Annotated in this window: 18 protein-coding genes; 6 read left to right on the top strand and 12 right to left on the bottom strand. The window is 63.5% G+C overall.

The window, feature by feature from the left end:
* Positions 1-3: 3 nt before the first annotated feature.
* The 3 genes from U9R80_RS25840 to U9R80_RS25830 all read right to left on the bottom strand — a co-directional run bounded on the left by U9R80_RS25840 (position 4) and on the right by U9R80_RS25830 (position 4,153).
* On the bottom strand, positions 4-2,340 hold the full coding sequence (locus tag U9R80_RS25840) for an FdhF/YdeP family oxidoreductase (protein ID WP_301839826.1): 2,337 nt from the start codon (positions 2,338-2,340) through the stop codon (positions 4-6).
* On the bottom strand, positions 2,337-3,173 hold the full coding sequence (fdhD, locus tag U9R80_RS25835; RefSeq protein ID WP_301839823.1) for a formate dehydrogenase accessory sulfurtransferase FdhD: 837 nt from the start codon (positions 3,171-3,173) through the stop codon (positions 2,337-2,339). Before fdhD ends, U9R80_RS25840 begins: the two co-directional genes overlap by 4 nt.
* Positions 3,174-3,265: 92 nt before the next feature.
* Positions 3,266-4,153, bottom strand: coding sequence for a LysR family transcriptional regulator (locus tag U9R80_RS25830; RefSeq protein WP_301839821.1), 888 nt, complete (start codon positions 4,151-4,153; stop codon positions 3,266-3,268).
* 84 nt (positions 4,154-4,237) lie between these two features.
* On the opposite strand from U9R80_RS25830, the gene lysM reads away from it, so the two are divergent.
* Positions 4,238-4,678 carry a peptidoglycan-binding protein LysM gene (lysM, locus tag U9R80_RS25825; protein ID WP_301839820.1) on the top strand — a complete coding sequence of 147 codons (441 nt, stop codon included), beginning with the start codon at positions 4,238-4,240 and terminating at the stop codon, positions 4,676-4,678.
* Positions 4,679-4,681: 3 nt separating this feature from the next.
* Here lysM and yrfG read toward each other — a convergent pair whose 3' ends face one another.
* Positions 4,682-5,344, bottom strand: a complete 663-nt coding sequence (gene yrfG / locus U9R80_RS25820; protein ID WP_301839819.1) for a GMP/IMP nucleotidase — start codon at positions 5,342-5,344, stop codon at positions 4,682-4,684.
* Positions 5,345-5,424: 80 nt separating this feature from the next.
* Here yrfG and nudE point away from each other — a divergent pair, with 80 nt between their 5' ends.
* Together nudE and cysQ are read left to right on the top strand one after the other, a co-directional pair.
* Positions 5,425-5,991, top strand: coding sequence for an ADP compounds hydrolase NudE (gene nudE / locus U9R80_RS25815; RefSeq protein WP_301839818.1), 567 nt, complete (start codon positions 5,425-5,427; stop codon positions 5,989-5,991).
* The gene (gene cysQ / locus U9R80_RS25810) at positions 5,988-6,815 is read left to right on the top strand and encodes a 3'(2'),5'-bisphosphate nucleotidase CysQ (RefSeq protein ID WP_301839817.1); all 828 of its coding nucleotides are present in this window, start codon (positions 5,988-5,990) and stop codon (positions 6,813-6,815) included. Before nudE ends, cysQ begins: the two co-directional genes overlap by 4 nt.
* On the opposite strand, the gene U9R80_RS25805 is transcribed toward cysQ, so the two are convergent.
* The 7 genes from U9R80_RS25805 to rfbB are packed head-to-tail and all read right to left on the bottom strand — an operon-like array spanning position 6,804 to position 13,874.
* Complete coding sequence (locus U9R80_RS25805) at positions 6,804-7,259, bottom strand: YiiD C-terminal domain-containing protein (protein WP_301839816.1); 456 nt, start codon at positions 7,257-7,259, stop codon at positions 6,804-6,806. The two genes, cysQ and U9R80_RS25805, sit on opposite strands and share 12 nt — an antisense overlap.
* Positions 7,256-8,668, bottom strand: a complete 1,413-nt coding sequence (locus U9R80_RS25800; protein WP_301839815.1) for a sigma-54-dependent transcriptional regulator — start codon at positions 8,666-8,668, stop codon at positions 7,256-7,258. Before U9R80_RS25800 ends, U9R80_RS25805 begins: the two co-directional genes overlap by 4 nt.
* Positions 8,665-10,473: a sensor histidine kinase gene (locus tag U9R80_RS25795; protein WP_301839814.1), complete on the bottom strand. Its 1,809-nt coding sequence runs from the start codon at positions 10,471-10,473 to the stop codon at positions 8,665-8,667. Before U9R80_RS25795 ends, U9R80_RS25800 begins: the two co-directional genes overlap by 4 nt.
* 41 nt (positions 10,474-10,514) lie before the next feature.
* Positions 10,515-11,375: a dTDP-4-dehydrorhamnose reductase gene (gene rfbD, locus U9R80_RS25790; RefSeq protein WP_301839859.1), complete on the bottom strand. Its 861-nt coding sequence runs from the start codon at positions 11,373-11,375 to the stop codon at positions 10,515-10,517.
* 2 nt (positions 11,376-11,377) lie between these two features.
* Positions 11,378-11,923, bottom strand: a complete 546-nt coding sequence (gene rfbC, locus U9R80_RS25785; protein WP_301839813.1) for a dTDP-4-dehydrorhamnose 3,5-epimerase — start codon at positions 11,921-11,923, stop codon at positions 11,378-11,380.
* A complete protein-coding gene (gene rfbA / locus U9R80_RS25780; RefSeq protein ID WP_301839812.1) occupies positions 11,920-12,795 on the bottom strand; it encodes a glucose-1-phosphate thymidylyltransferase RfbA in 876 nt (291 codons plus the stop codon). Before rfbA ends, rfbC begins: the two co-directional genes overlap by 4 nt.
* Entirely contained in the window at positions 12,792-13,874 is a 1,083-nt protein-coding gene (gene rfbB, locus U9R80_RS25775) for a dTDP-glucose 4,6-dehydratase (protein ID WP_301839811.1), read from the bottom strand. Before rfbB ends, rfbA begins: the two co-directional genes overlap by 4 nt.
* Positions 13,875-14,132: 258 nt before the next feature.
* Here rfbB and U9R80_RS25770 point away from each other — a divergent pair, with 258 nt between their 5' ends.
* The 3 genes from U9R80_RS25770 (at position 14,133) to aguA (ending at position 19,271) form a co-directional block, all read left to right on the top strand.
* Positions 14,133-17,042, top strand: a complete 2,910-nt coding sequence (locus U9R80_RS25770; protein ID WP_301839810.1) for an aminotransferase — start codon at positions 14,133-14,135, stop codon at positions 17,040-17,042.
* 184 nt (positions 17,043-17,226) lie between these two features.
* A complete protein-coding gene (gene aguB / locus U9R80_RS25765) occupies positions 17,227-18,105 on the top strand; it encodes an N-carbamoylputrescine amidase (RefSeq protein WP_301839807.1) in 879 nt (292 codons plus the stop codon).
* A 59-nt stretch (positions 18,106-18,164) separates the two neighbouring features.
* A complete protein-coding gene (aguA, locus tag U9R80_RS25760; protein ID WP_301839806.1) occupies positions 18,165-19,271 on the top strand; it encodes an agmatine deiminase in 1,107 nt (368 codons plus the stop codon).
* Between the two features lie 442 nt (positions 19,272-19,713).
* Here the strand turns inward: aguA and U9R80_RS25750 are convergent, their stop codons facing one another.
* Positions 19,714-21,816: a TonB-dependent receptor gene (locus U9R80_RS25750; RefSeq protein ID WP_301839804.1), complete on the bottom strand. Its 2,103-nt coding sequence runs from the start codon at positions 21,814-21,816 to the stop codon at positions 19,714-19,716.
* Positions 21,817-22,098 lie beyond the last annotated feature (282 nt).

Raw genomic sequence — 22,098 nt, 5'->3', positions numbered from 1 at the left:
CTGTCAGAGGATGCGGGCGTTGTCGCTGGCCGCTTCCAGTTTGATCGCCACGAATTTCGAGGTCGGGGTGTGGCTGCCATCGCCGACACTCTCCAGCGGCACCAGCGGATTCACCTCTGGATAATACGCCGCTGCCTGGCCCGCCGGGATATCGAACGCCAGCAGGGTGAAGCCCTTGACCCGACGCTCGCGGCCATCGCTCCACAACGAAACGATATCGGCCTTCTGCCCCGGGTGAAAGCCCAGGCGGATGATGTCGGCTTCGTTGGCGAACAGCACATTGCGCTGGCCCTTGACCCCGCGGTAGCGGTCATCCAGGCCATAGATGGTGGTGTTGTACTGATCATGGGAGCGCATCGACTGCATGATCAGGTCCGGTATCTGGCCGGTGGCGCGCACCCGCTCATGGAGCAGATCGTCTGGCAGGCCGTTGGCCTTGAAGTTGGCCAGGCCGCTGGCGGTCTTCCACTGGCGCTGGCCGGCGCTGTTGCCCAGGTAAAAGCCTCCCGGGTGCTCCAGGCGCTGGTTGAAATTGTCGAAGCCGGGAATGGTATCGCTGATCAGGTCGCGGATACGCCCGTAGTCAGCCACCAGCCAGTTCCAGTCCACCGGTGCGGTGCCAAGCGTCGCGGAGGCGATGCCAGCGATCACCGCAGGCTCCGAGCGCATCTGCCGCGAAAGCGGCTGCAACTGGCCGTTGGAGGCGTGGACCATGCTGAACGAGTCTTCCACCGTGACGGCCTGTGGCCCTTCACTCTGTTGGTCGATGTCGGTGCGGCCCAGGCACGGCAGGATCAATGCCTGTTTACCGTGAACCAGATGACTGCGGTTGAGCTTGGTGCTGATCTGCACGGTCAGCTCACAGCTGCGCAAGGCCTGGGCGGTACGTTCGGTGTCGGGTGTCGCCTGGGCGAAGTTGCCGCCCAGGCCGATGAATACCTTGGCCTGGCCGGCGAGCATGGCGCCGATGGCTTCCACGGTGTTGTGGCCATTGTGGCGTGGCACCTTGAAGTCGAAGCGGCGCTCCAGGGCATCGAGCAGGGCCACTGGCGGGCGTTCGTTGATGCCCATGGTCCGGTCGCCCTGGACGTTGCTGTGGCCACGCACGGGGCACAGGCCGGCGCCGGGTGCGCCAAGGTTGCCGCGCAGCAGCATCAGGTTGGCGATTTCCTGGATGGTCGCTACCGAATGCCGGTGCTGGGTGATGCCCATGGCCCAGCACATGATGACTTTGCTGGCCTTGCAGTACATGCGCGCAGCCTGCTCGATCTCGGCAAGGCTGAGGCCCGACTGGCTTTCGATCTGATCCCACGGCGTTGCGTCAACGGCCGCCAGGTAGGCGTCCACACCCTGGGTGTGCTGGTTGAGGAAGTCGTGATCAAAGACCGCCGGCGCGTTGCTGGCCTGGGCTTCGCGCTCCCACTGCAAGAGGAACTTGGCCATGCCGCGCAGCACCGCCATGTCGCCACCCAGGGCCGGGCGGAAGTACGCGGTGTTGGTGGGGCGGTCGCCGTTGGTGAGCATCTCCAGCGGGTGTTGAGGATGCTGGAAGCGCTCCAGGCCACGCTCCTTGAGCGGGTTGATACACACCACCTGGGCGCCACGTTTTACCGCCTCGCGCAGTGGTTCGAGCATGCGCGGGTGGTTGGTGCCAGGGTTCTGGCCCCAGACGAAAATGGCCTCGGCGTGTTCAAAGTCATCGAACGTCACGGTGCCTTTGCCGACCCCGACACTCTGGCCCAAGGCAACGCCGCTGGCCTCGTGGCACATGTTCGAGCAGTCGGGGAAGTTGTTGGTGCCAAAGGCGCGGACGAACAACTGGTACAGGTACGCCGCCTCATTGCTGGCGCGACCGGAGGTGTAGAACTCCGCCTGGTCGGGGCTGGCAAGGTTGTGCAGGTGCTTGGCGATCAGGGCGAAGGCCCCATCCCAGTCGATGGGCCGATAGCGGTCGGTGTCGGCGTCATAGACCATCGGTTCGGTCAGCCGCCCCTGGTATTCGAGCCAGTAGTCGCTCTGGGCCAGCAGCGAGGTCACGCTGTGGCGGGCGAAGAATGCCGCGTCGACACGGCGCTTGGTGGCTTCCCAGTTCACCGCCTTGGCGCCGTTCTCGCAGAACTTGACCATGCCGCTTTCCGGCGAGTCGCCCCAGGCGCAGCCCGGGCAGTCGAAGCCGCCGTTCTGGTTGGTCTTGAGCAGGGCGCGGATGTTCTTGAGCGCGTTGTCGCTACCGATCCAGGCCTGGGCGACGCTGCGCAGGGCACCCCAGCCGCCGGCGGCACCGTTGTAGGGTTTGTAGCGCGGGACAGGCTTCTGGTCGGCTTGGTGATGCAGGCTCAAGATCGGTTCTCCCGCACGGGACTGAACACCCGTGGCGCACTGTGTTTAGGCAGATGGATCAGGTTGAGGTTGTGCCGGCGGGCCCATTGCAGGGCAAGGCCGGTGGGCGATGAGAGGCTGACCAGGGTCTGGATGCCGGCACGCAGGACTTTCTGGATGAGCTCCAGGCTGCAGCGGCTGGTGACGATGGCAAGGCCGCCGTCCAGGCGCAGGTGCTGGCGCAGCAGGGCGCCGATCAGCTTGTCCAGGGCGTTGTGCCGGCCGATGTCTTCGCGGCCCATCAGCAATTCGCCCTGATCGTTCATGAACAGCGCCGCATGCACCGCACCGCAGTGCTGGCCAAGGGGCGTGAAAGCGTCGATGCGCTGGCGCAGGCCGTCGAGCCAGTGTGCCGGGGGCAGCGGCGCCCCGGGCAAGACATTCAACTCCGGCAAGGCCTGCTCAAGGGCTTCCACCCCGCACAGGCCGCAGCCACTGGTACCGGCCAATTGGCGGCGCTGGTTCTTCAGGTTCCAGAACGCGCGACTGGCGATTTCCACCTCTGCGCTTATGGCCGAACCCCGGCCGCTGAGCTTCACGTCATAAATGTCGTCGGGGGAGGCAATGATGCCGCTGCCGATGCTGAAGCCGACGATGAAGTCTTCAAGGTCGGTCGGGCTGACCAGCATCACCGCCTGGTTGATGCCGTTATAGGCAATGGCCAGGGCGACTTCTTCGGCCAGCGCGGTGCTGGCCTGGCTGTCATCGGTCAGGTGGATATAGTCGTAGCGGTTGCTGGCCGCGGGCGCAGTCAGGGAGGCGGACGCGGCGCAGGCCGGAGGTTTTGTGGTCATTGGAGATACCGGCGGCAGGTCTGGTTTAAGCCTAGGCTTGCGCTCGGGTATCGTCTAATCGCTAATGCTGATGCCTTGATAGATGGCGTCGATCACGCACCGCTGTGCAGGGCCTGGAATTCGGCCAGGCATGCTTCGGCCAATGCCGAGCGCGGCGCCGTGCGGCGCATGATCAGGCCCAGTGGCGCGAGGGTGCTGGCCTGTTCGATGGGTTGCAGGCGCAGCCGTTCGGTCAGCACTTCAAGGCCTGCAGCCAGCGGCATGATCGCGCAGCACAGGCCGCCTTTTACCGACTGCACCAACTGATGGACGGCGTCGGTCTGCAGCAACAGCCGTGGTTCCAGGCCCCGGCTGTTGAAGTTGTGGTCGATCGACTGGCGAAAGTGCATGCCGGCGGTGAGCAGGCCCAGCGGCAGTTCGGTCAGTGCTTGCCAGCTTAAGGGCTGATCGTCGAACTGAAAGTGATCTGGGTCATACAGCAGGCCCATGCGTGTCTCGCCAAGGGGCAGGGACAGGAAACGCTCGTTGTCCAGGCGCTCCAGGTAAGACACGCCCAGGTCCAGTCGATTGCTGGTGAGCTGCTCCAGGATCTGCTCGGAGCTCAGGGCGCTGAGCTCGAAGTTCAGCTCCGGATGACGCTCATGCAGGCGTTGCAGCAACGGCAGCGGATCAAAGCTCGACAACGGCACCACGCCCATTCGCAGGTTGCCGACCAGGTGGCCGCGGCAGGCAGCGGCTTCGGCGTGCAGGCCGTCGTAGGCCGCCATCACCGAGCGGGCCCAGGCCAGCACACGCTCGCCCTGGGCGGTAAAGCCTTCAAAGCGCTGGCCACGGTTGACCAGGGCCAGGTCGAGTTCCTGTTCCAGGTTGCGCAGGCGCATCGACAGCGTCGGTTGGGTCACGTGGCAACGGGCTGCGGCCTGGCCGAAGTGTCGGGTTTCATCAAGCGCGATGAGGAATTTGAGCTGTTTGATGTCCATCGTCGGTCCACGGCGCAAAGCAGGCGAAGCATTCTAACCTGTCCTAGACTGCAGGCTCCGAGATTCATCACCAAGGAGAGCGGTATGAGCATTTTCAGTTTCATCAAAGAGGCCGGTGAGAAAATCATCGACCTGCTGACACCGGGTAATGCCAATGCCAGTGAGCAATTGCAAAAGCATGTGGAAGCGGTTGGCCTCGGGAATCCGAACATCAAGGCCACGGTCGATGGCGACAAGGTGACGGTGACCGGCGAGGTGGCCAGCCAGGAAGAGAAAGAAAAGATCCTCCTGGCGCTGGGCAACATTGCCGGTGTCGCTGAAGTCGACGACCAGATCACCGTGACCGGCCCGGTCGTGGCCGCAGCGCGCTTTGTGGTAGTCAAGAAAGGCGACACCCTGAGCGCGATTTCACTGGCCGTGTATGGCAATGCCAACCTGTACAACAAGATCTTTGAAGCCAACAAACCGATGCTCAAGCACCCGGACAAGATCTACCCGGGCCAGAGCCTGCGTATTCCCGAGTAAGTATCAAAGCCCCTCGAGCAGCGTCCGGTAGTCCTCCACGGCGGCGAACTCTTCGGTATCACGCGGCCCTTTGCGGCTGTCTGGCTGGCGCACCGCAAGCAGGTGCGCCACGCCGAAGTCGCGGGCACTGCGCAGAATCGACAGGGTGTCGTCGATAAACAGACTGCGGCTCGGCTCAAAGTCGATATCCGCTTGCAAGGCGTCCCAGAACTGCGGGTTTTCCTTGGGGTACCCGTAATCGTGGGAGCTGATCAGGCGCTCGAAGTAGGGCGCCAGCTCAACCCTCTCCAATTTCAACGACAACGAATCGCGGTGCGCATTGGTGATCAGGATCACCCGCTTGCCGGCCTGTTTGATCGCCTGCAAAAAGGTGTCGGCGTCCGGGCGCAAGGCGATCAGATGAGCGGTTTCCAGCTTCAGGTCCCGCACCGACAGGTTCAGCTCGCGGCTCCAGAAGTCCAGGCAGTACCAGTTCAGGGAGCCCGCGTGCTGCTCGAACAACGGCTGCATTTCAAGCTCGGCCATGGCTCGGCTGATGCCGTGCAGGTCGGCGTAGCGCTGGGGCAGGTGTTCGAGCCAGAAGTGGTTGTCGAAATGCAGGTCCAGCAGGGTGCCGTCCATGTCCAGCAGTACGGTGTCGATGGTGGACCAGGCTAAAACGGGCATATGAAATTCTCGGACAGTCAGGGCAGCGGTGGCCGGGCAAGCCACGGTATAGTAACCCGTTCACGCCAAGGAGCCGCCCCATGCGCCAGAAACCCACCGTTCTCTCTCGCGAGATTGTCGCCAGCAGCCGCCTGTTCCGGGTCGAGGCTGTGCAATTGCGCTTTGCCAATGGCAACGAGCGCACCTATGAGCGGCTGGTGGGGCGCGGTAACGGGTATGGTGCAGTGATGATCGTGGCGATGCTCGACAGTGAACATGCGGTGCTGGTCGAAGAGTACTGCGGCGGGACCGACGAGTACGAGCTGTCACTGCCCAAGGGCCTGATCGAGCCGGGTGAGGATGTACTGGCTGCCGCCGACCGCGAGCTCAAGGAAGAAGCCGGTTTTGGCGCCCGCCAACTGGAGCACCTGACGGAGCTTTCCCTGTCGCCGGGCTACATGAGCCAGAAGATCCAGGTGGTACTGGCCTCCGACCTGTATGAAGAGCGTCTGGAAGGCGATGAGCCCGAGCCGATGCGTGTCGACAAGGTCAGCCTGCGCGAGCTCTCGGCCCTGGCCCAGCACCCGCAGTTTTCCGAAGGCCGCGCCCTGGCGGCGTTGTACCTGGTGCGTGACCTGCTGACCCAGCGTGGAGTGTTCGGCGCATGACCGATGTGCAACTGATGCAGGCAGTGGTTGAGCTGGCTCGCCAGGCGGGCAAGGCCATCCTGCCGTTCTGGCGTGCGGATGTTGCCGTGACGTCCAAAGCCGATGATTCCCCGGTTACCGCAGCCGACCTGGCCGCCCATGAGGTGATCGCCAAAGGCTTGCGCGCACTGGCCCCGCAGATCCCGGTGTTGTCTGAAGAAGACTGCGAGATCCCCCTCGGCGAGCGCCAGCAATGGCAGCGCTGGTGGCTGGTTGATCCGCTGGACGGTACCAAGGAGTTCATCGCCGGCACCGAGGAATTCACCGTCAATATCGCCCTGATCGAGCAAGGCCGTGTGGTGTTTGGGGTCGTGGCGATTCCTACCACTGGCCGCTGCTACTACGGTGGCCAGGGGATCGGCGCCTGGTGCGCCGAGGCCGATGGCGCACCGCACGCTATTCAAGTCCGTCTGGCACCGCCTGCGGGGCAAGGCTTTACCGTGGTGGCCAGCCGTCGCCATTCCAGCCCGCAGCAGGAAGCCTTGCTGGCTGGACTGAGTTCGGCGGTGGGCGAGCTGGAGCTGGCCAATATCGGCAGCTCGCTGAAGTTTTGCCTGTTGGCCGAAGGGGCTGCCGACTGCTATCCACGCCTGGCGCCAACGTCGCAGTGGGACACCGCCGCCGCCCAGGGTGTGCTGGAAGGTGCGGGCGGCGAAGTGCTGGGTCTGGATGGCCAGGTGTTCGTCTATCCGCCGCGCGAGTCGTTGCTCAATCCCTTCTTCCTGGCCCTGCCTGCCGCCGCCCCCTGGCGTGAGCGGCTGCTGCAATTGGCTTCAACGATGTAGCACGTACTGGCCGCTGAACATGACAGCGGCCTCATCGCTATCGGCGTTGCTGACCTGGGTGTGCAGGTTCAGACGTGCCCGGCCACGGCGCTGGTAGGTGGCGACGAAGCGCTCCCAGACTTTCTCCTCCGGTGCCTCGCACACGGCGATGGCTGCGCCGGTGACCGGCAGCGGATAGCTGATCTGGCCTTCCTGAATGACGATGTGCCCATCGTCGATCCCCGCCTCGCGCAGGCGCAGGTGCAACCAGCCCCAACCGACCAGTACGGCAGCGCAATACAGGCTGCCGCCGAACATGGTGCTCTTGTGATTGACGTTGGCCTCCAGCGGCAACTGCAGGCGCAGGCGCTGCTGTTCCCAGTCGAGCACCTGCAGGCCCATTTCGCGGGTCAGGGGAATGTCACCGTGCAGCACCGATTCAAGGTAGCGGCTGTCCGTGGTCATGGGCGGTTGTCCTCCATTTCGTCAGTGCTGGCGTTGCTGTCGGCGAAGCTCAGGCCATGCTTGCGCAGCTTGTCGTGCAGGGTTTTGCGGGGAATGCCCAGGGCCTCGGCCAGGCTGCGCATGGAGCTGTGCGGCTGAGCCAGCTCTGCGGCGATCAACGAGCGCTCGAACTGTTCGACCTGATCGCTGAGGTTGCCGCTGTTCACCGGCGAGGCCTGGGCATGAGCGGGCGGTGGCGCCTCGCCATCCAGGGCCAGCTCAAGGCCCAGAGCGAAGCGCTCCGCGACATTCTGCAGCTCTCGGACATTGCCCGGCCAGTTATGGCGCAACAGCAATGCACGCTGTGCGGGCTGCAAGGTGTGAGGTGGCAGGCCGTGACGCTCGCTGGCGGCGTCGGCAAAATGCTGGAACAGCACCAGGACGTCGTCGCCGCGCTCGCGCAGCGGCGGGATGCGCAGCGGTGCAACGTTCAGGCGGTAATACAGGTCGGCACGGAAGCGCCCCTGATCGGCGGCCTGGCGCAGGTCTTCCTTGGTGGCAGCGATGATGCGGATGTCCAGGGGGATCTGCTGATTGCCACCGAGTCGCTCGACCACTCGCTCCTGCAAGAGGCGCAGCAGCTTGACCTGTACATCCAGGCTCATGCTTTCGATTTCATCGAGGAACAGCGTGCCGCCGTTGGCGAACTCGAACTTGCCGATCCGGCGCTTCTGGGCGCCGGTAAAGGCGCCGGGCTCGTGGCCGAACAGCTCGCTTTCGACCACCGACTCCGCCAGGGCGCCGGCGTTGATGGCTACAAACGGGCCGTCGCGTCGGCTCGACAAATCATGCAGGGCGCGCGCGACCACTTCTTTACCGGCGCCGGTTTCGCCGAGGATCAGCACGTCGGCACGGGTGCCGGCCAACGCACCGATCTGCTCGCGCAGGCGCAGCATTGGTGCAGACTGGCCCACCAGGCGGGTGCTTAACTGCTGGCGGTCACTCAGGGCCAGGCGCAGGCTGCGGTTGTCCAGCACCAGGCGGCGCAGGGCCAGGGCGCGGCGCACACTGTCGAGCAGGGCATCGCTGGCGAAGGGCTTTTCAAGAAAGTCGTAGGCCCCGGCGCGCATGGCTTGCACCGCCAGGGGCACGTCGCCGTGGCCGGTAATCAACAGCACCGGCAGTTCCGGGTCCTGGGCCTGTACCTGCTCCAACAATTGCAGGCCGTCGATACCGGGCATGCGGATATCGCTGACCAGCACCCCGGGCCAGTCCTGCTCAATACGCCCGGCCAGGCCCTGGGCGTCGCTCAGCGACAAGACCTTGAGGCCGGCAAGGTCCAGGGTCTGGCTCAGGGCCTGGCGCAGGTGCGGGTCGTCGTCGACCAGAATCACCTGAACGCGGCTGTCGATGAGCGGCTCGGTCGTCATGCCGATGGGTCCTCCGAGGGTTGCAGGTTGGCGCCGGACTTGGCCACGCGCAGTTGCAGGGTAAGCAGGGCACCACCTTCGGGGTGGTTGCCGAGCACAAGTTCGCCGCCCAGCGCCCGCATCAAGGTATCGCAGATCGCCAGGCCCAGGCCAAGGCCCTGGGTGCGTGTCTTGGTGGTGAAAAACGGCTCGCGGGCGCGGGCCAGGGCTTCACTGGAAAACCCCGGGCCGTTGTCGCGAATGTACAGGTAGACGTTGCCGTCGCGTTGTTCGGCACTTAGCCAGAGTTTGCGCGGGTTGGCCTTTTCGGTCAGGGCGTCCAGGGCGTTGGCCAGCAGGTTACCCAGCACCTGGCGCAGGCGGGTTTCGCCGGCCTGGACCCACAGCGTGGCGTCCGGCAGGTCACGTACCAGCTCGACCGCCATGGCCCGGCGGCGCTTGGCCAGCAGGGCCAGGGCATCGTCCAGCGCAGGCTGCAACGCCACACTCTCGGGTGCATGGCGGTCGCGGCGGGCGAAGGCGCGCAGGTGGGCAATGATCGAGGCCATGCGCCCGGTCAGTTCACTGATCAGTTTGAGGTTGCTACGGGCATCGTCGGTGCGCTGGTGGTCGAGCAGAATCTCGGCGTTTTCTGCGTAGCTGCGGATCGCCGCCAGCGGCTGGTTGAGTTCGTGGCTGATACTCGCCGACATGGTCCCCAGCACCGACAACTTGCCAGCCTGGACCAGTTCATCCTGGGCGCGCACCAGCTCCTGCTGGGCGTGTTCGCGTTCCAGTACCTCGCCTTTCAGGCGGCTGTTGAGGCCTTCAAGGTCGGCGGTACGCTCGATGACACGCTTTTCCAGCTCCTGGCGCCCATGGGCCTCGAAGTCGATGCGGTCCATGTAGTGGCGTCGACGCTGCATCATCAGGCCCAGCAGCAACATCAGCACCAGCAAGGCTGCGGCACCAATGGCCAGCACTGTGCTCACCGAGCGGTCGACGATGGACCGTGGCGCCAGGATGCTGGCCTGCCAACCGGTTTCTTCGATGGCTTCGGTCTGGATCAGCCAGGCAGCTCGGTCGAGGTTCAGTGGCTGCGGCGCCTGGGTCGGGTAGGGCTTGATCGCAACGATCGCTTCGCGTTCGGCATCGGTCAGCGGCCGGGTGGCGCGGAAGCGCCAGTCGGGGCGCGAGGTCAGGATGACCACGCCATTGTGGTCGGTGACCAGCAGTTGCTCAGGCGTCTTGCCCCATAGGTTTTCGGTGTGGTCCAGGTCGACCTTGACCACCAGCGCGCCGATGATCTTTTCCCCGTCACGGACCGCAGCGGCAAAGTAATAACCGCGCTTGGCGGAGGTCGTGCCCTGGCCGAAAAACCGCCCCAGGCGCCCGGCAATGGCTTCGCTGTAGTAAGGCCGGAACGTGAAGTTGCGGGCGATGAAACTGTCGCGCTTGTCCCAGTTAGAGGCCGCCAGGGTATTGCCATTGGCGTCCAGCAGGTACATGACTTCGGCGCCGGTCTGGGTGGTGATGTCCTTGAGCAGGCGATTGGCGTTGGTCAGGGTCTCGAGCCGCAGCGGGTCGGCCAGCACTGCCCGCAGGGCAGGCAGGTCGCCAAGGATCTGCGGCAGGGTTTCATAGCGGTGCAGGGTACCGAGCAGGTTGGCCACGTACAGGTCCAGGGTCTGGCGGTTCTGGCTGGCCAGTTCCTCCTGGTAGTAGCGTTCGGCAAGGTGTTGCAGGGGCCAGAGCAACGGCGCCAGGCAAATCGCCAGCAGGGCCAGGCTGCGCCAGCGAGGGCGGCGGGTAGGAGGTGGAGTCATGGTCATCGCAATTGCGCCAGGGTGATCTGGCGCATTATGCGCTACTTCAGGCAGTCGATCAGCGCCTGCTGCCAATGTGGCTGGCCGACCTGCCATTCACGCTGCAGGCGACTGCAATCGAGCCGTGAGTTCAGCGGGCGCCTGGCCGGTGTCGGGTAATCGCTGGAGGGAATTGGCAGCAATTCGCTGCAGGGCAGGCCCTGGGCTGTCAGGTGCTCGGCAATCGCCTGGGCGAAGCCGAACCAGGAAGTCTCGCCCTGGGCTGTCAGGTGGTAGGTCCCCCAGGGGCCGGCCTGGCCCGCGTGCCAACGTTCTATTAGGGCGCGAGTGCTGTGGGCGATGGTTCCGGCCCAGGTAGGGGCGCCGAATTGGTCGGCGACGATGCGCAGTTGCGGCTTTTCCTGCAGCAGGCGTTGCATGGTCAGCAGAAAGTTGTGGCCATGACGTGAGTACACCCAGCTCGTGCGCAAGATCAGGTGCTGGCCGGCTACGGCCCTGACAGCCTGTTCACCGGCCAGCTTGCTGAGGCCGTAGACGTTCAGCGGGTTCGGCAGATCGTCTTCGGTATAGGGCGTGGCCTTGCTGCCGTCGAACACATAGTCGGTGGAGTAGTGGATCAACGGAATGCCAAGGGCTGCCGCTTCTTCGGCCAGCACGCCCGGTGCCCGGGCGTTGATTGCGAACGCAAGGTCCGGCTCGCTTTCGGCCAGGTCCACGGCGGTGTAGGCGGCGGCGTTGATGATCAGGTTCGGCTTGATCCTGTGTATCGGGGCACGAAGGCGTTCCGGGTGGGCCAGGTCCACGTGGTCGCGGCCCAGGACCTGTAGCTGGCCAAGGTCATTCAGGCGGTGCTGCAGCGCCCGGGCAACCTGGCCGTGCTGGCCGATGATGAGAATATTCAGGCTCATGGAAACAGGTCCGCGTCCTTGAGCCATTGACCGGCCTGGTCCTTGGCGGAGAGCAGTGGAGGCTCGGTGAGCTGCCAGGCGATGGCCAGGTCCGGGTCGTCCCAGCGGATACAGCGCTCGGCACTCGGGTTGTAGTAATCGGTAGCCTTGTACAGGAACTCGGCGCTGTCGCTCAGCACCACAAAGCCGTGTGCGAAGCCTTCAGGTATCCAGAGCTGGCGGTGGTTGTCTGCTGACAGCCGCACCGCCACCCACTGACCAAAGCAGGCGGAGCTGCGGCGTATGTCCACCGCCACATCCAGCACCTCGCCACGGGTTACCCGCACCAGCTTGCCTTGGGTGTTTTCCAGTTGGTAGTGCAGGCCGCGCAGTACGCCGCGCCCCGAGGCGGAGTGGTTGTCCTGCACAAATTGCGTCGCCACGCCGGTCTGCTGCTCGAAGGTGCGGGCGTTGAAGCTTTCGTAGAAAAAACCGCGTGCGTCGCCGAACACCTTGGGTTCGAGAATCAGCACGCCCGGCAAGGCTGTTGGGATAACGTTCATGGGTGTTCTTCAGCCAGGCGGTAGAGGTATTGGCCGTAGCCGATCTTGCCAAAGATCCGGGCGCGTTCCAGCAACTGCTGGCGGTCGATCCAGTCCTGCTGGAAGGCGATTTCTTCAAGGCACGCGACCTTCAGGCCCTGGCGATGCTCGATGGCCTGTACGTACTGCGAGGCTTCGAGCAGGCTGTCGTGGGTGCCGGTGTCGAGCCAGGCAAAACCACGGCCGAAACGCTCCACGCGCAGGTCGCCGCGTTGCAGGTAGGCATTGGTGACGTCGGTGATTTCCAGCTCGCCACGGGCCGAGGGCTTGATGCCTTTGGCGATCTCGATCACGTCGTTGTCGTAGAAATACAAACCGGTGACGGCGTAGTTGGAGCGAGGCTTGAGCGGCTTTTCTTCGATGGACAAAGCCCGGCCCTGGGCATCGAATTCCACCACGCCAAAACGCTCCGGGTCCTTGACCCGGTAGCCGAACACAGTGGCACCGCGAGGTTGGTTGATCGCCCGCTGCAGCTGCTCGCTGAAGCCTTGGCCGTAGAAAATGTTGTCGCCCAGAATCAGGCACACCGAGTCGTCTGCAATGAACTGCTCGCCGATCAGAAAGGCCTGGGCCAGGCCGTCGGGAGACGGTTGTTCGGCATAGCTGAGCTGGATGCCGAACTGGCTGCCGTCGCCGAACAGCTGCCGGTACTGCGGCAAGTCCTGCGGCGTCGAGATCAGCAGGATTTCACGAATGCCAGCGAGCATCAGCACCGAGATCGGGTAGTAGATCATCGGCTTGTCGTAGATGGGCAGCAGCTGTTTGGAAACGCCAAGAGTAATGGGGTGCAGGCGGGTACCGGTGCCCCCTGCCAGGACAATGCCCTTGGTCATGCAATCAAATCCTTGAAGTCACTGTTGCCCAGGCGCTGGCCTTGATAGCTGCCGTCCTGGACCCGCTGGCACCACTCCAGGTTCTCCAGGTACCACTGCACGGTCTTGCGCAGCCCGGTGGCGAAGGTTTCGTCCGGCACCCAGCCCAGTTCACGCTCGATCTTGCCGGCGTCGATGGCATAGCGCAGGTCGTGGCCGGGACGGTCTTCAACAAAGCTGATGAGGTCGGCGTAGTTCGCCACGCCTGCCGGTCGCTGCGGTGCGAGCTCTTCGAGCAGGGCGCAGATGCCACGCACCACCTCGATGTTCTGCTGCTCGTTATGCCCGCCGATGTTGTAGGTCTGGCCCACTTCGCCACAGGTCACGACAGTGAGCAGCGCACGGGCATGGTCATCGACGAACAGCCAGTCGCGCACCTGCAGGCCACTGCCATACACCGGCAACGGCTTGCCCGCCAGGGCGTTGAGGATTGTCAGTGGTATGAGCTTTTCCGGGAACTGGAATGGCCCGTAGTTGTTCGAGCAATTGCTGATGACCACCGGCAGCCCGTAGGTGCGATGCCAGGCGCGTACCAGATGGTCGGATGCCGCCTTGCTCGCCGAGTAGGGCGAACTGGGGGCGTAGGCGCTGGTTTCGCTGAACAGCGCCTCGGTGTCGTGCAGGTCGCCATACACTTCGTCGGTGGAAATGTGGTGGAAGCGAAAGCTGCCGCGTGCCGCTTCAGGCAGCGTTTGCCAGTAGGCGCGAGTGGCCTCGAGCAAGGCGTAGGTGCCGACGATGTTGGTCTGGATGAACGGCGCCGGGCCGTCGATCGAGCGGTCGACATGGGACTCGGCCGCCAGGTGCATGACCGCCTGGGGCTCGAAGCGCTGCAGCACCGCGCTGACCCTGGCCTGGTCGGCAATGTCGGCCTGGACGAACTCGTAGCGGGTGTTGCTGGCGATGCTGGACAAGGATTCCAGATTGCCGGCGTAGGTCAGTTTGTCGAGGTTCAGGACCTCATGTTCGGTGGTGTCGATCAGGTGGCGAATCAGGGCTGAACCGATGAAACCGGCGCCGCCGGTAATGAGAATACGCATGTTCAAGGACCTTTCGCGTTTCTGACGGTGATCTGTTGAAGACTAGCTTGTCGGTGTATTGCCCAGCGCACAAGTAGGAGCGGGCTTGCTGTAGGAGCGGGCTTGCCCCGCGATGCAATGTGTCTGAATTTATGCAATCGCAGGGCAAGCCCGCACCCACAGCAATCCGGCTCCTACATCCATCGCTTTTTTCCGGCCGTACTTGCTTATCGACGGCAGCAGTGGCGATATAAGCAGCAAAAAAAACGAGGTCCCGTCATGCCGCTCAGTACCCTGATCCACCGCTCCAGCCAGCCCTGCCCCGACGTCAGCGAGCAGCAGGCCCTGCTTGTACTGCAGGAGCGCTACGGGCTCAGCGGTTCATTGCAGTCCCTGGGCAGCCAGCAGGACCTGAACTTTCGCGTCGATGGGCCAAGCGGGCGTTACGTGCTGAAAATCTGCCATGGCACCTACGCCGTGGCCGAGCTTGAGGCCCAGCATGCGGCCCTGGGTTTCCTGCGCGAACGCGGGCTGCCGGTGCCGGCGGTGATCAGCGCACTGTCTGGCGAGCAGTTGCTGGCGCTGGACCTCGAGGGCCAGCCGATGCGCGTGCGCCTGCTCGACTATATCGAAGGCCAGTCCCTCACCCGTCTCAAACACATGGAGCCGCAGCTGATCGCAGAGCTGGGCCGGCTGTGCGCCCGAATCGACCAGGCGCTGGCCGACTTCAACCACCCAGGGCTTGAGCGCACCCTGCAATGGGACCCGCGTCATGCCCAGGCGCTGATCGCGCATTTGCTGCCGGTACTCGCCGACGGGCCGCGCAAAGCACAGGTGCTCGAGGCTGCACGCCAGGCCGAACAACGGCTGCAACCTTTACTCGAGCAGCTGCCCATGCAGGCCGTGCACCTGGACATCACCGATGACAACGCGGTGTGGCAACGCGACGACCAGCGCCAATGGCAGCTGCAAGGGGTCATCGACTTCGGCGACCTGATGCACACCTGGCGGATCGCCGACTTGTCGGTGACTTGCGCGGCGCTGCTGCACCATGCCGAGGGCGACCCGCTGCGTATCTTGCCCGCCGTGCAGGCGTACCACGCGCTCAACCCCCTGACCGAGGCCGAGCTCAAGGCCTTGTGGCCAATGATCGTGGCCCGCGCGGCGGTGCTGGTGCTGAGCAGCGAGCAGCAATTGAGTGTCGACCCGGGCAACGCCTACAGCCGCGATAACCTGGCCCACGAATGGGAAATTTTCGACGTCGCCACCTGCGTGCCGTTCGAGTTGATGGAGGCGGCGATCCTGCAGGTGGCCGGTCTCGATGTGCCTGCCTTGAACCTTGCCTCCAGTGCGCGGCTGCTGCCGGGGCTGGAGGCAGGTGCAGTCACGCCGGTGGATCTGGGTGTGCTCAGCAGCCAATTCCAGGCCGGCAACTGGGAGCAGCCCGGTATCGATCGGCAGCTGTTGCGCGAGCACGCGGGCGAGCAGGGCGCGGCGTGCTCGTTGTATGGCCAGTACCGGCTTTCACAGACGCATATCGACAATCCACAGGAGCCTGCGACCTTTGCCCTCAACGTCGAGTTGCAGGTGCCTGCGGGCACCGCCGTGCAAGCGCCGTGGGCGGGCACCTGGCAGCCAGCGGTAGACGGGCAGGGCTGCCTGCAAGGTGAACACTGCAGCCTCTGGTTGCAGGGGTTGGGCGATGCACCGGCACCCGGCACGCAGGTGAGCGCCGGGCAGTCGCTGGGGCACACCAACGGGGTGCTGAGCGTGCAGTTGTGCCGCGTTGCCGGTCTGCAGCCACCGGCCTTGGTGGTGCCGTCGCGGGCTGCCGCGTGGCAGGCCCTGTGCCCGTCACCGCAAGCGCTGCTGGGCTTCGCCTGTGATGCCGAGCCTCTGGTGGATGCGCGCCAGTTGCTGGAGCGCCGCGACGCCAGCTTCGCCCGCTCGCAAAAGCACTACTACCAACAGCCGCCGCATATCGAGCGCGGCTGGCGCAACTACCTGATCGACATGCAGGGCCGCTCCTACCTGGACATGCTCAACAACGTCGCGGTGCTGGGCCACGGCCACCCACGCATGGTCAGCGAAGCGGCGCGGCAGTGGTCGCTGCTCAACACCAACTCGCGCTTCCACTACGCGGCCATTGCCGAGTTTTCCGAGCGCCTGCTGACGCTGGCGCCGGAGGGCATGGACCGGGTGTTCCTGGTCAACAGCGGTACCGAGGCGAACGACCTGGCGATTCGCCTGGCCTGGGCCTACAGCGGCGGGCGCGACATGCTCAGCGTGTTGGAGGCCTACCACGGCTGGTCGGTGGCCACCGATGCTATCTCCACGTCCATTGCCGACAACCCCCAGGCGCTGAGCACCCGGCCGGAGTGGGTACACCCGGTGATTGCCCCGAACACCTATCGCGGCGCCTACCGTGGCGAAGACAGCGCGGCCGAGTACCTGGCCGATGTCGATGCCAAACTCGATGCGCTGTCGGCCGAACAACGCCAACTGGCCGGCTTCATTTGCGAACCGGTGTACGGCAATGCGGGCGGTATCTCCTTGCCACCGGGTTATCTGCAGCAGGCCTATGCAAAGGTCCGGGCAGCGGGCGGGGTGTGCATCGCCGACGAGGTGCAAGTGGGCTATGGCCGCCTGGGCGAGTACTTCTGGGGCTTCCAGGAGCAGGGCGTGGTGCCCGACATCATCACCATGGCCAAGGGCATGGGCAACGGCCATCCACTGGGCGCGGTGATCACCCGGCGGGAAATCGCCGAAGCACTGGAAGCCGAGGGTTACTTCTTCTCGTCGGCCGGCGGCAGCCCGGTCAGTTGCCGGATCGGCATGGCGGTGCTCGATGTGATGGGCGAAGAAGGCCTGTGGGACAACGCCCGGGATGTCGGCCGGCACTTCAAGGCGCGCCTGCAAGCATTAGTCGATAAACATCCGCTGGCCGGTGCCGTGCACGGGTCGGGCTTTTACCTGGGCCTGGAGCTGGTGCGTGACCGCGACACCCTGGAGCCGGCGACCGAAGAAACCACCACACTGTGCAACCGCCTGCGTGACCTGGGCATCTTCATGCAGCCCACTGGCGACTACCTGAACATCCTCAAGATCAAGCCACCGATGTGCACCACCCGGGCCAGCGTCGACTTTTTTGTCGACAGCATCGACAAGGTCCTGTCCGAAGAGCTGTAAGCCTCAACCTAGAGCCGGTTAACTCGATTGTTATCGAGTTAACCGGCTTTTTTGTGGCTGAAATATTTTGAATGTGGCTTTTAAAGCCGATATTTATCGGATATAAATGCGCTCACAACGCTGCAATCTGTCATCGGTCGCCTGCTACGGTCAGTCGGCCCAGTCACCCTTCGAGGAGGTTTTCATGAGCCGCACAGTCACCGTCGCCGCCACCCAGATGGCCTGTACCTGGGATCGCCAGGCCAACCTCGCCACCGCTGAAAAGCTGGTGCGCGAAGCTGCCGCCAAAGGCGCACAGATCATCCTGATCCAGGAGCTGTTCGAGACCCCGTACTTCTGCCAGAAGCCGAACCCTGATTACCTTCAGCTGGCAACGCCGGTCGAGATCAACGCTGCCATCGAGCACTTTCAGCAGATCGCCAAGGAGCTGGAAGTGGTACTGCCGATCAGCTTCTTCGAGCTGGCCGGCCGCGCCCGCTTCAACAGCATCGCGATCATCGACGCCGACGGCAGCAACCTGGGCGTGTACCGCAAGACCCACATCCCGGATGGCCCTGGCTACCACGAAAAGTACTATTTCAACCCGGGCGACACCGGCTTCAAGGTCTGGCAGACCCGCTACGCCAAGATCGGCGTGGGCATCTGCTGGGACCAGTGGTTCCCGGAGTGCGCGCGCAGCATGGCGCTGCTGGGTGCCGAAGTGCTGTTCTACCCGACCGCCATCGGCAGCGAGCCGCATGACAAGACCATCTCCTCGCGTGATCACTGGCAGCGAGTGCAACAAGGCCATGCCGGTGCCAACCTGATGCCGCTGATCGCCAGCAACCGCATCGGCACCGAAGAACAGGACGGCTACGACATCACTTTCTACGGCTCGTCGTTCATCGCCAACCAGTTCGGTGAGAAAGTCCAGGAGCTCAATGAGACCGAAGAGGGTGTGCTGGTGCATACTTTCGATCTCGATAAACTGGAGCACATCCGCAGCGCCTGGGGCACTTTCCGTGACCGCCGTCCAAACCTGTACGGCCCGGTGAAAACCCTCGACGGCGCGCTGGAATCCTGAACATTCAATGACCTCGACGCGGGCCTCTATCCCGCGTCGGGCACTGCAAAGGTTGACTCATGAAAACCCTGACCAGCACCCCACGCGCCGACGGCTTCTACATGCCAGCCGAATGGGCGCCGCAAACCCAGGTATGGATGGTCTGGCCCGAGCGCCCGGACAACTGGCGCCTGGGCGGCAAACCGGTACAGGCCGCACACGTGACCCTGGCCAAGGCCATCGCGCGTTTCGAGCCGGTCACCGTGGCCGTCTCCGCCGCCCAGTACGACAACGCCCGCGCCCGCCTGGATGCACCGAACATCCGCGTTGTGGAAATCAGCAACGACGACGCCTGGGTGCGTGACACCGGACCGACCTTTGTCATCAACCACAGCGGCGAAGTGCGCGGCGTCGACTGGGGCTTCAACGCCTGGGGTGGTTTCGAGGGCGGCCTGTACGCGCCGTGGAACCGTGACGAGCAACTGGCCAGCAAGGTCCTGGAGATGGAACGCTGCCAGCGCTACCACACCGAAGGCTTTGTGCTGGAAGGCGGTTCGATCCACGTCGACGGTGAAGGCACCCTGATCACCACCGAAGAATGCCTGCTCAACCACAACCGCAACCCGCACCTGAACCGCGAGCAGATCGAAGCGGTACTGCGTGATCACCTGGCGGTGGACACCATCATCTGGCTGCCCGATGGTCTGTTCAACGACGAGACCGATGGCCACGTCGACAATTTCTGCTGTTACGTGCGCCCGGGCGAAGTGTTACTGGCCTGGACAGATGATCCGCAAGACCCCAACTACGCACGCTGCCATGCGGCCCTTGAGGTGTTGCAGAACAGCCGTGACGCCAAAGGCCGCAGCTTTACCGTGCACAAAATGCCGATCCCCGGCCCGCTGTACGCCACTGAAGAAGAGTGCGACGGCGTCGATCCGGTGGCGGGCAGCCAGGAGCGTAACCCCTCGGTTCGCCTGGCCGGCTCCTACGTCAACTTCCTGATCGTCAACGGCGGCATCATCGCCCCGAGCTTCGACGATCCGGCAGATGCCGAGGCTAGAGCGATTCTGAGCAAGGTGTTCCCTGATCACGAAGTGGTCATGATTCCGGGACGCGAAATGCTCCTGGGTGGCGGCAACATCCATTGCCTGACCCAGCAGCAACCGGCCCCGGCCAAGGGCTGAAACCCGGCCATAAAAAAACCCGTCGCTTGACGGGTTTTTTTATGGGCAAGCGACAACCGGCATCTGCGCTGGCATAGCTCTTGTATTTGTTTTGCATTGTATTTCAACGAGATAGAACCCCATCGTTCTGTCACAAAGTTGGAATACGTTAGCCGTTCACGACCCCAGGGAGTACGTGTCGAATGAATGCAGCAAGTGAGCCGGCTTCGTCCCCATCGGCTTTGAATCACAAAGCGCTTGAGCGTGTGGCGCAGTGGCTGAAACGCAATGGAGCAATCCGGGTCAGGAAGACCGATAAACGACGTGTGTTGCGTGATCGTTATCCAGCAGGCCTGTTGACCGAGGCAGAACTCGAGGCACTGCTGGAGTAGGAGCGGGCTTGCCCCGCGATGCGATGTGACTGACACACCGCTATCGCGGGGCAAGCCCGACCCAACAACAATCAGAAGCTATACGTCCCGGTAACCACCAGGCTACGCGGATCGCCGAACTGGATCTGCGCGGCACTGGTAGCCGAGCTGTAGTACGTCTTGTCGGTGATGTTGCTCAACGCCGCCCGCAGGTCCCAGTCCTTGGTGCGGAAACCGGCCAGCGCATCCCAGCGGCCATAGCCCGGCAGCACCGCCGTGTTCTGGTTGTCGGCATAGCGCTCACCTACCAGGGTCAGCCCGGTCTCGCCATACCAGCCCATTTCCGGTTTCCAGGTCAGGAACAGGCTGCCATTGCGCTTGGCCACGTTGCTCACGCGGTTGCCTTCCTGGCCATTGTTGTCTTCGACGATGGTGGCGTCCTGCAGGCCGATGCCGCCGCGCACATACCAGTTTCCAACGATGTTGCCGGTGGCGGTCAGTTCCACCCCGCGCGAGCGTTGCAGGCCGGTCAGCAGGGTGATGCCCGGGTTGTTCGGGTCGCTGGTGCGACGGTTGTAGAGTTCCAGCTCATACACGGCCAGGGTGGTGCTCAGGCGTTCATCCAGCCAGTCGCTCTTGACCCCGATTTCCTTCTGCCGGGTTTCTTCCGGGCTGGTCTCGTTGGCGTTGCCGGCTGCCCCAGGGGTGATGCCGATCAAGCCGCCACCCACGGGCGAGAAGGTCTTGCTCCAGGAGGCGTAGAAGGAGTGCTCCTTCCATGGCGAATACACCACGCCCAGGCGCGGGCTGGTGCTGTCGCTGTCCTGATCCTCGGAAATGCCGCGCAGTTTGTTGGTGGTCTCCACCTCGAACTGGTCGAAGCGCACGCCGGCCAGCACCTGCCATTGCTCGTTCAGGCGGATCTGGTCCTGAATATACAGGCCACGGCTATCGACCACGGTGTGGTTGTTGCTCGAGGCAACCATGGTGCCGTTGTGCTGCAGGTTACGGTTGGGGTTGTACAGGTCGACGCTCGGCACCGGGCTCGCACCCGGGCCGGAGGTGGCGGCGGTGTAGAGCAGCGGGTCGCGGCGCTGATTGCCGATCTCGATACCGGTCAACAGGGTGTGCTGCAGGCCGTAGGTGTCGAAGTTGCCTTCCAGCTCGACGTTGTTGAACAGGTTGCGGGTGTTCAGGTCCTGCTGCCAGCGCTGGCGGGTGACCTGGCCGGTGGTGGCGTTGTAGCCGGTCTGGTAGGTGTTGTCGAAATCGCTGTTGAGCTTGAACAGGCCCAGGGTATGGCGCACCTGCCAGGTGTCGCTGAGCTGGTAGTTCAGGCGCGAACGCAGGGATTGGGCCTTGTCGTCGATGTAGTCGCGCTGGGTGTCGCCGTAGGTGGTGTCGCGGCCGACATCGGCCGGTCGGCCGTTGACGCTCGGAATGCCACGGTCGGGGGTGCGGTTGTAGCGGCTGTACTCGTACTGCACCAGCCAGTTCAGGTCCGGGGTCAGTTGCCAGTTCATCGAGGGGGCGAACAGCTGGCGGTTGCCGTCGATGCCATCGCGGAAGCTGTTGTTGTCCTGGTTGCCCATGTTCAGGCGCAGGCTGATGTTGTCGGTCGGGTCGGCACTGAGGTCGGCATACAGGCTGCGCAGGTCTTCGCTGCCGCCCTGGGCTTCGATGCTCGAGCGTCGGCCGGCTTCCGGCGTTTTGCTCACGCGGTTGACGATACCGCCCTGGCTGCCACGGCCGTACAACACGGCAGCCGGGCCTTTGAGCACTTCGATGCGCTCGATGTTGTGCAGGTCGCGCACGTACTGGCTGTCGTCGCGGATGCCGTCCAGGTAGAAGTCGTTGCTGGCATCGAAACCACGGATGCGCACGCTGTCGAAACGGGTGTCGGCGCCAGTGCTCACGTTGGGAATACCACTCAGGGCCTGGCCCAGGTCATCGCTGCCGTAGTCCAGCACGTTGCTGGTCTTCACCGAGTCGATGGCCTGGGGCACGTAGCGGGCCGGGGTAGCGGTGCGGGTTGCGGTGGTCACTTCCTTGACCCGTGGATCATCCTCATCACGTTCGCTTTGGGCAGAAACCGACATCTCGGGCAGCGTCATGCTGGCAGCGAGGGCCATGCTGGAACTGAGGAACAGGGAGACACCCAGACTCAAGGGTGACAGGCGGCAAGGGGCAGGCATTAAAGACATCCGCAAGGGTAGAGGTAGACGAAAGGAGGGGGTGATTAAATTCGGCGCGAATGATAATGCGTGCTATTTACTAGTGTTAATTGTTTCTAACGTTTTGTTACAAGTATTTGTTTCAAGATGTTGCTTAGTGATTCTGGTGTTAAAAGGCTGAAACACCGTTGCAGATCCGTCACCTGGTGTAGCAATCGGCGGCGAATATGAAGGTGTTTTCACGAATTTTTGACACATTGATGAACACACGGATAGGATTCGGACAACGCCTGTAGGCCCACC

This window comes from Pseudomonas sp. JQ170C (assembly GCF_035581345.1).
In the GTDB taxonomy this organism is placed as follows: domain Bacteria; phylum Pseudomonadota; class Gammaproteobacteria; order Pseudomonadales; family Pseudomonadaceae; genus Aquipseudomonas.
This window is presented reverse-complemented; position numbering and strand designations above follow the sequence as displayed.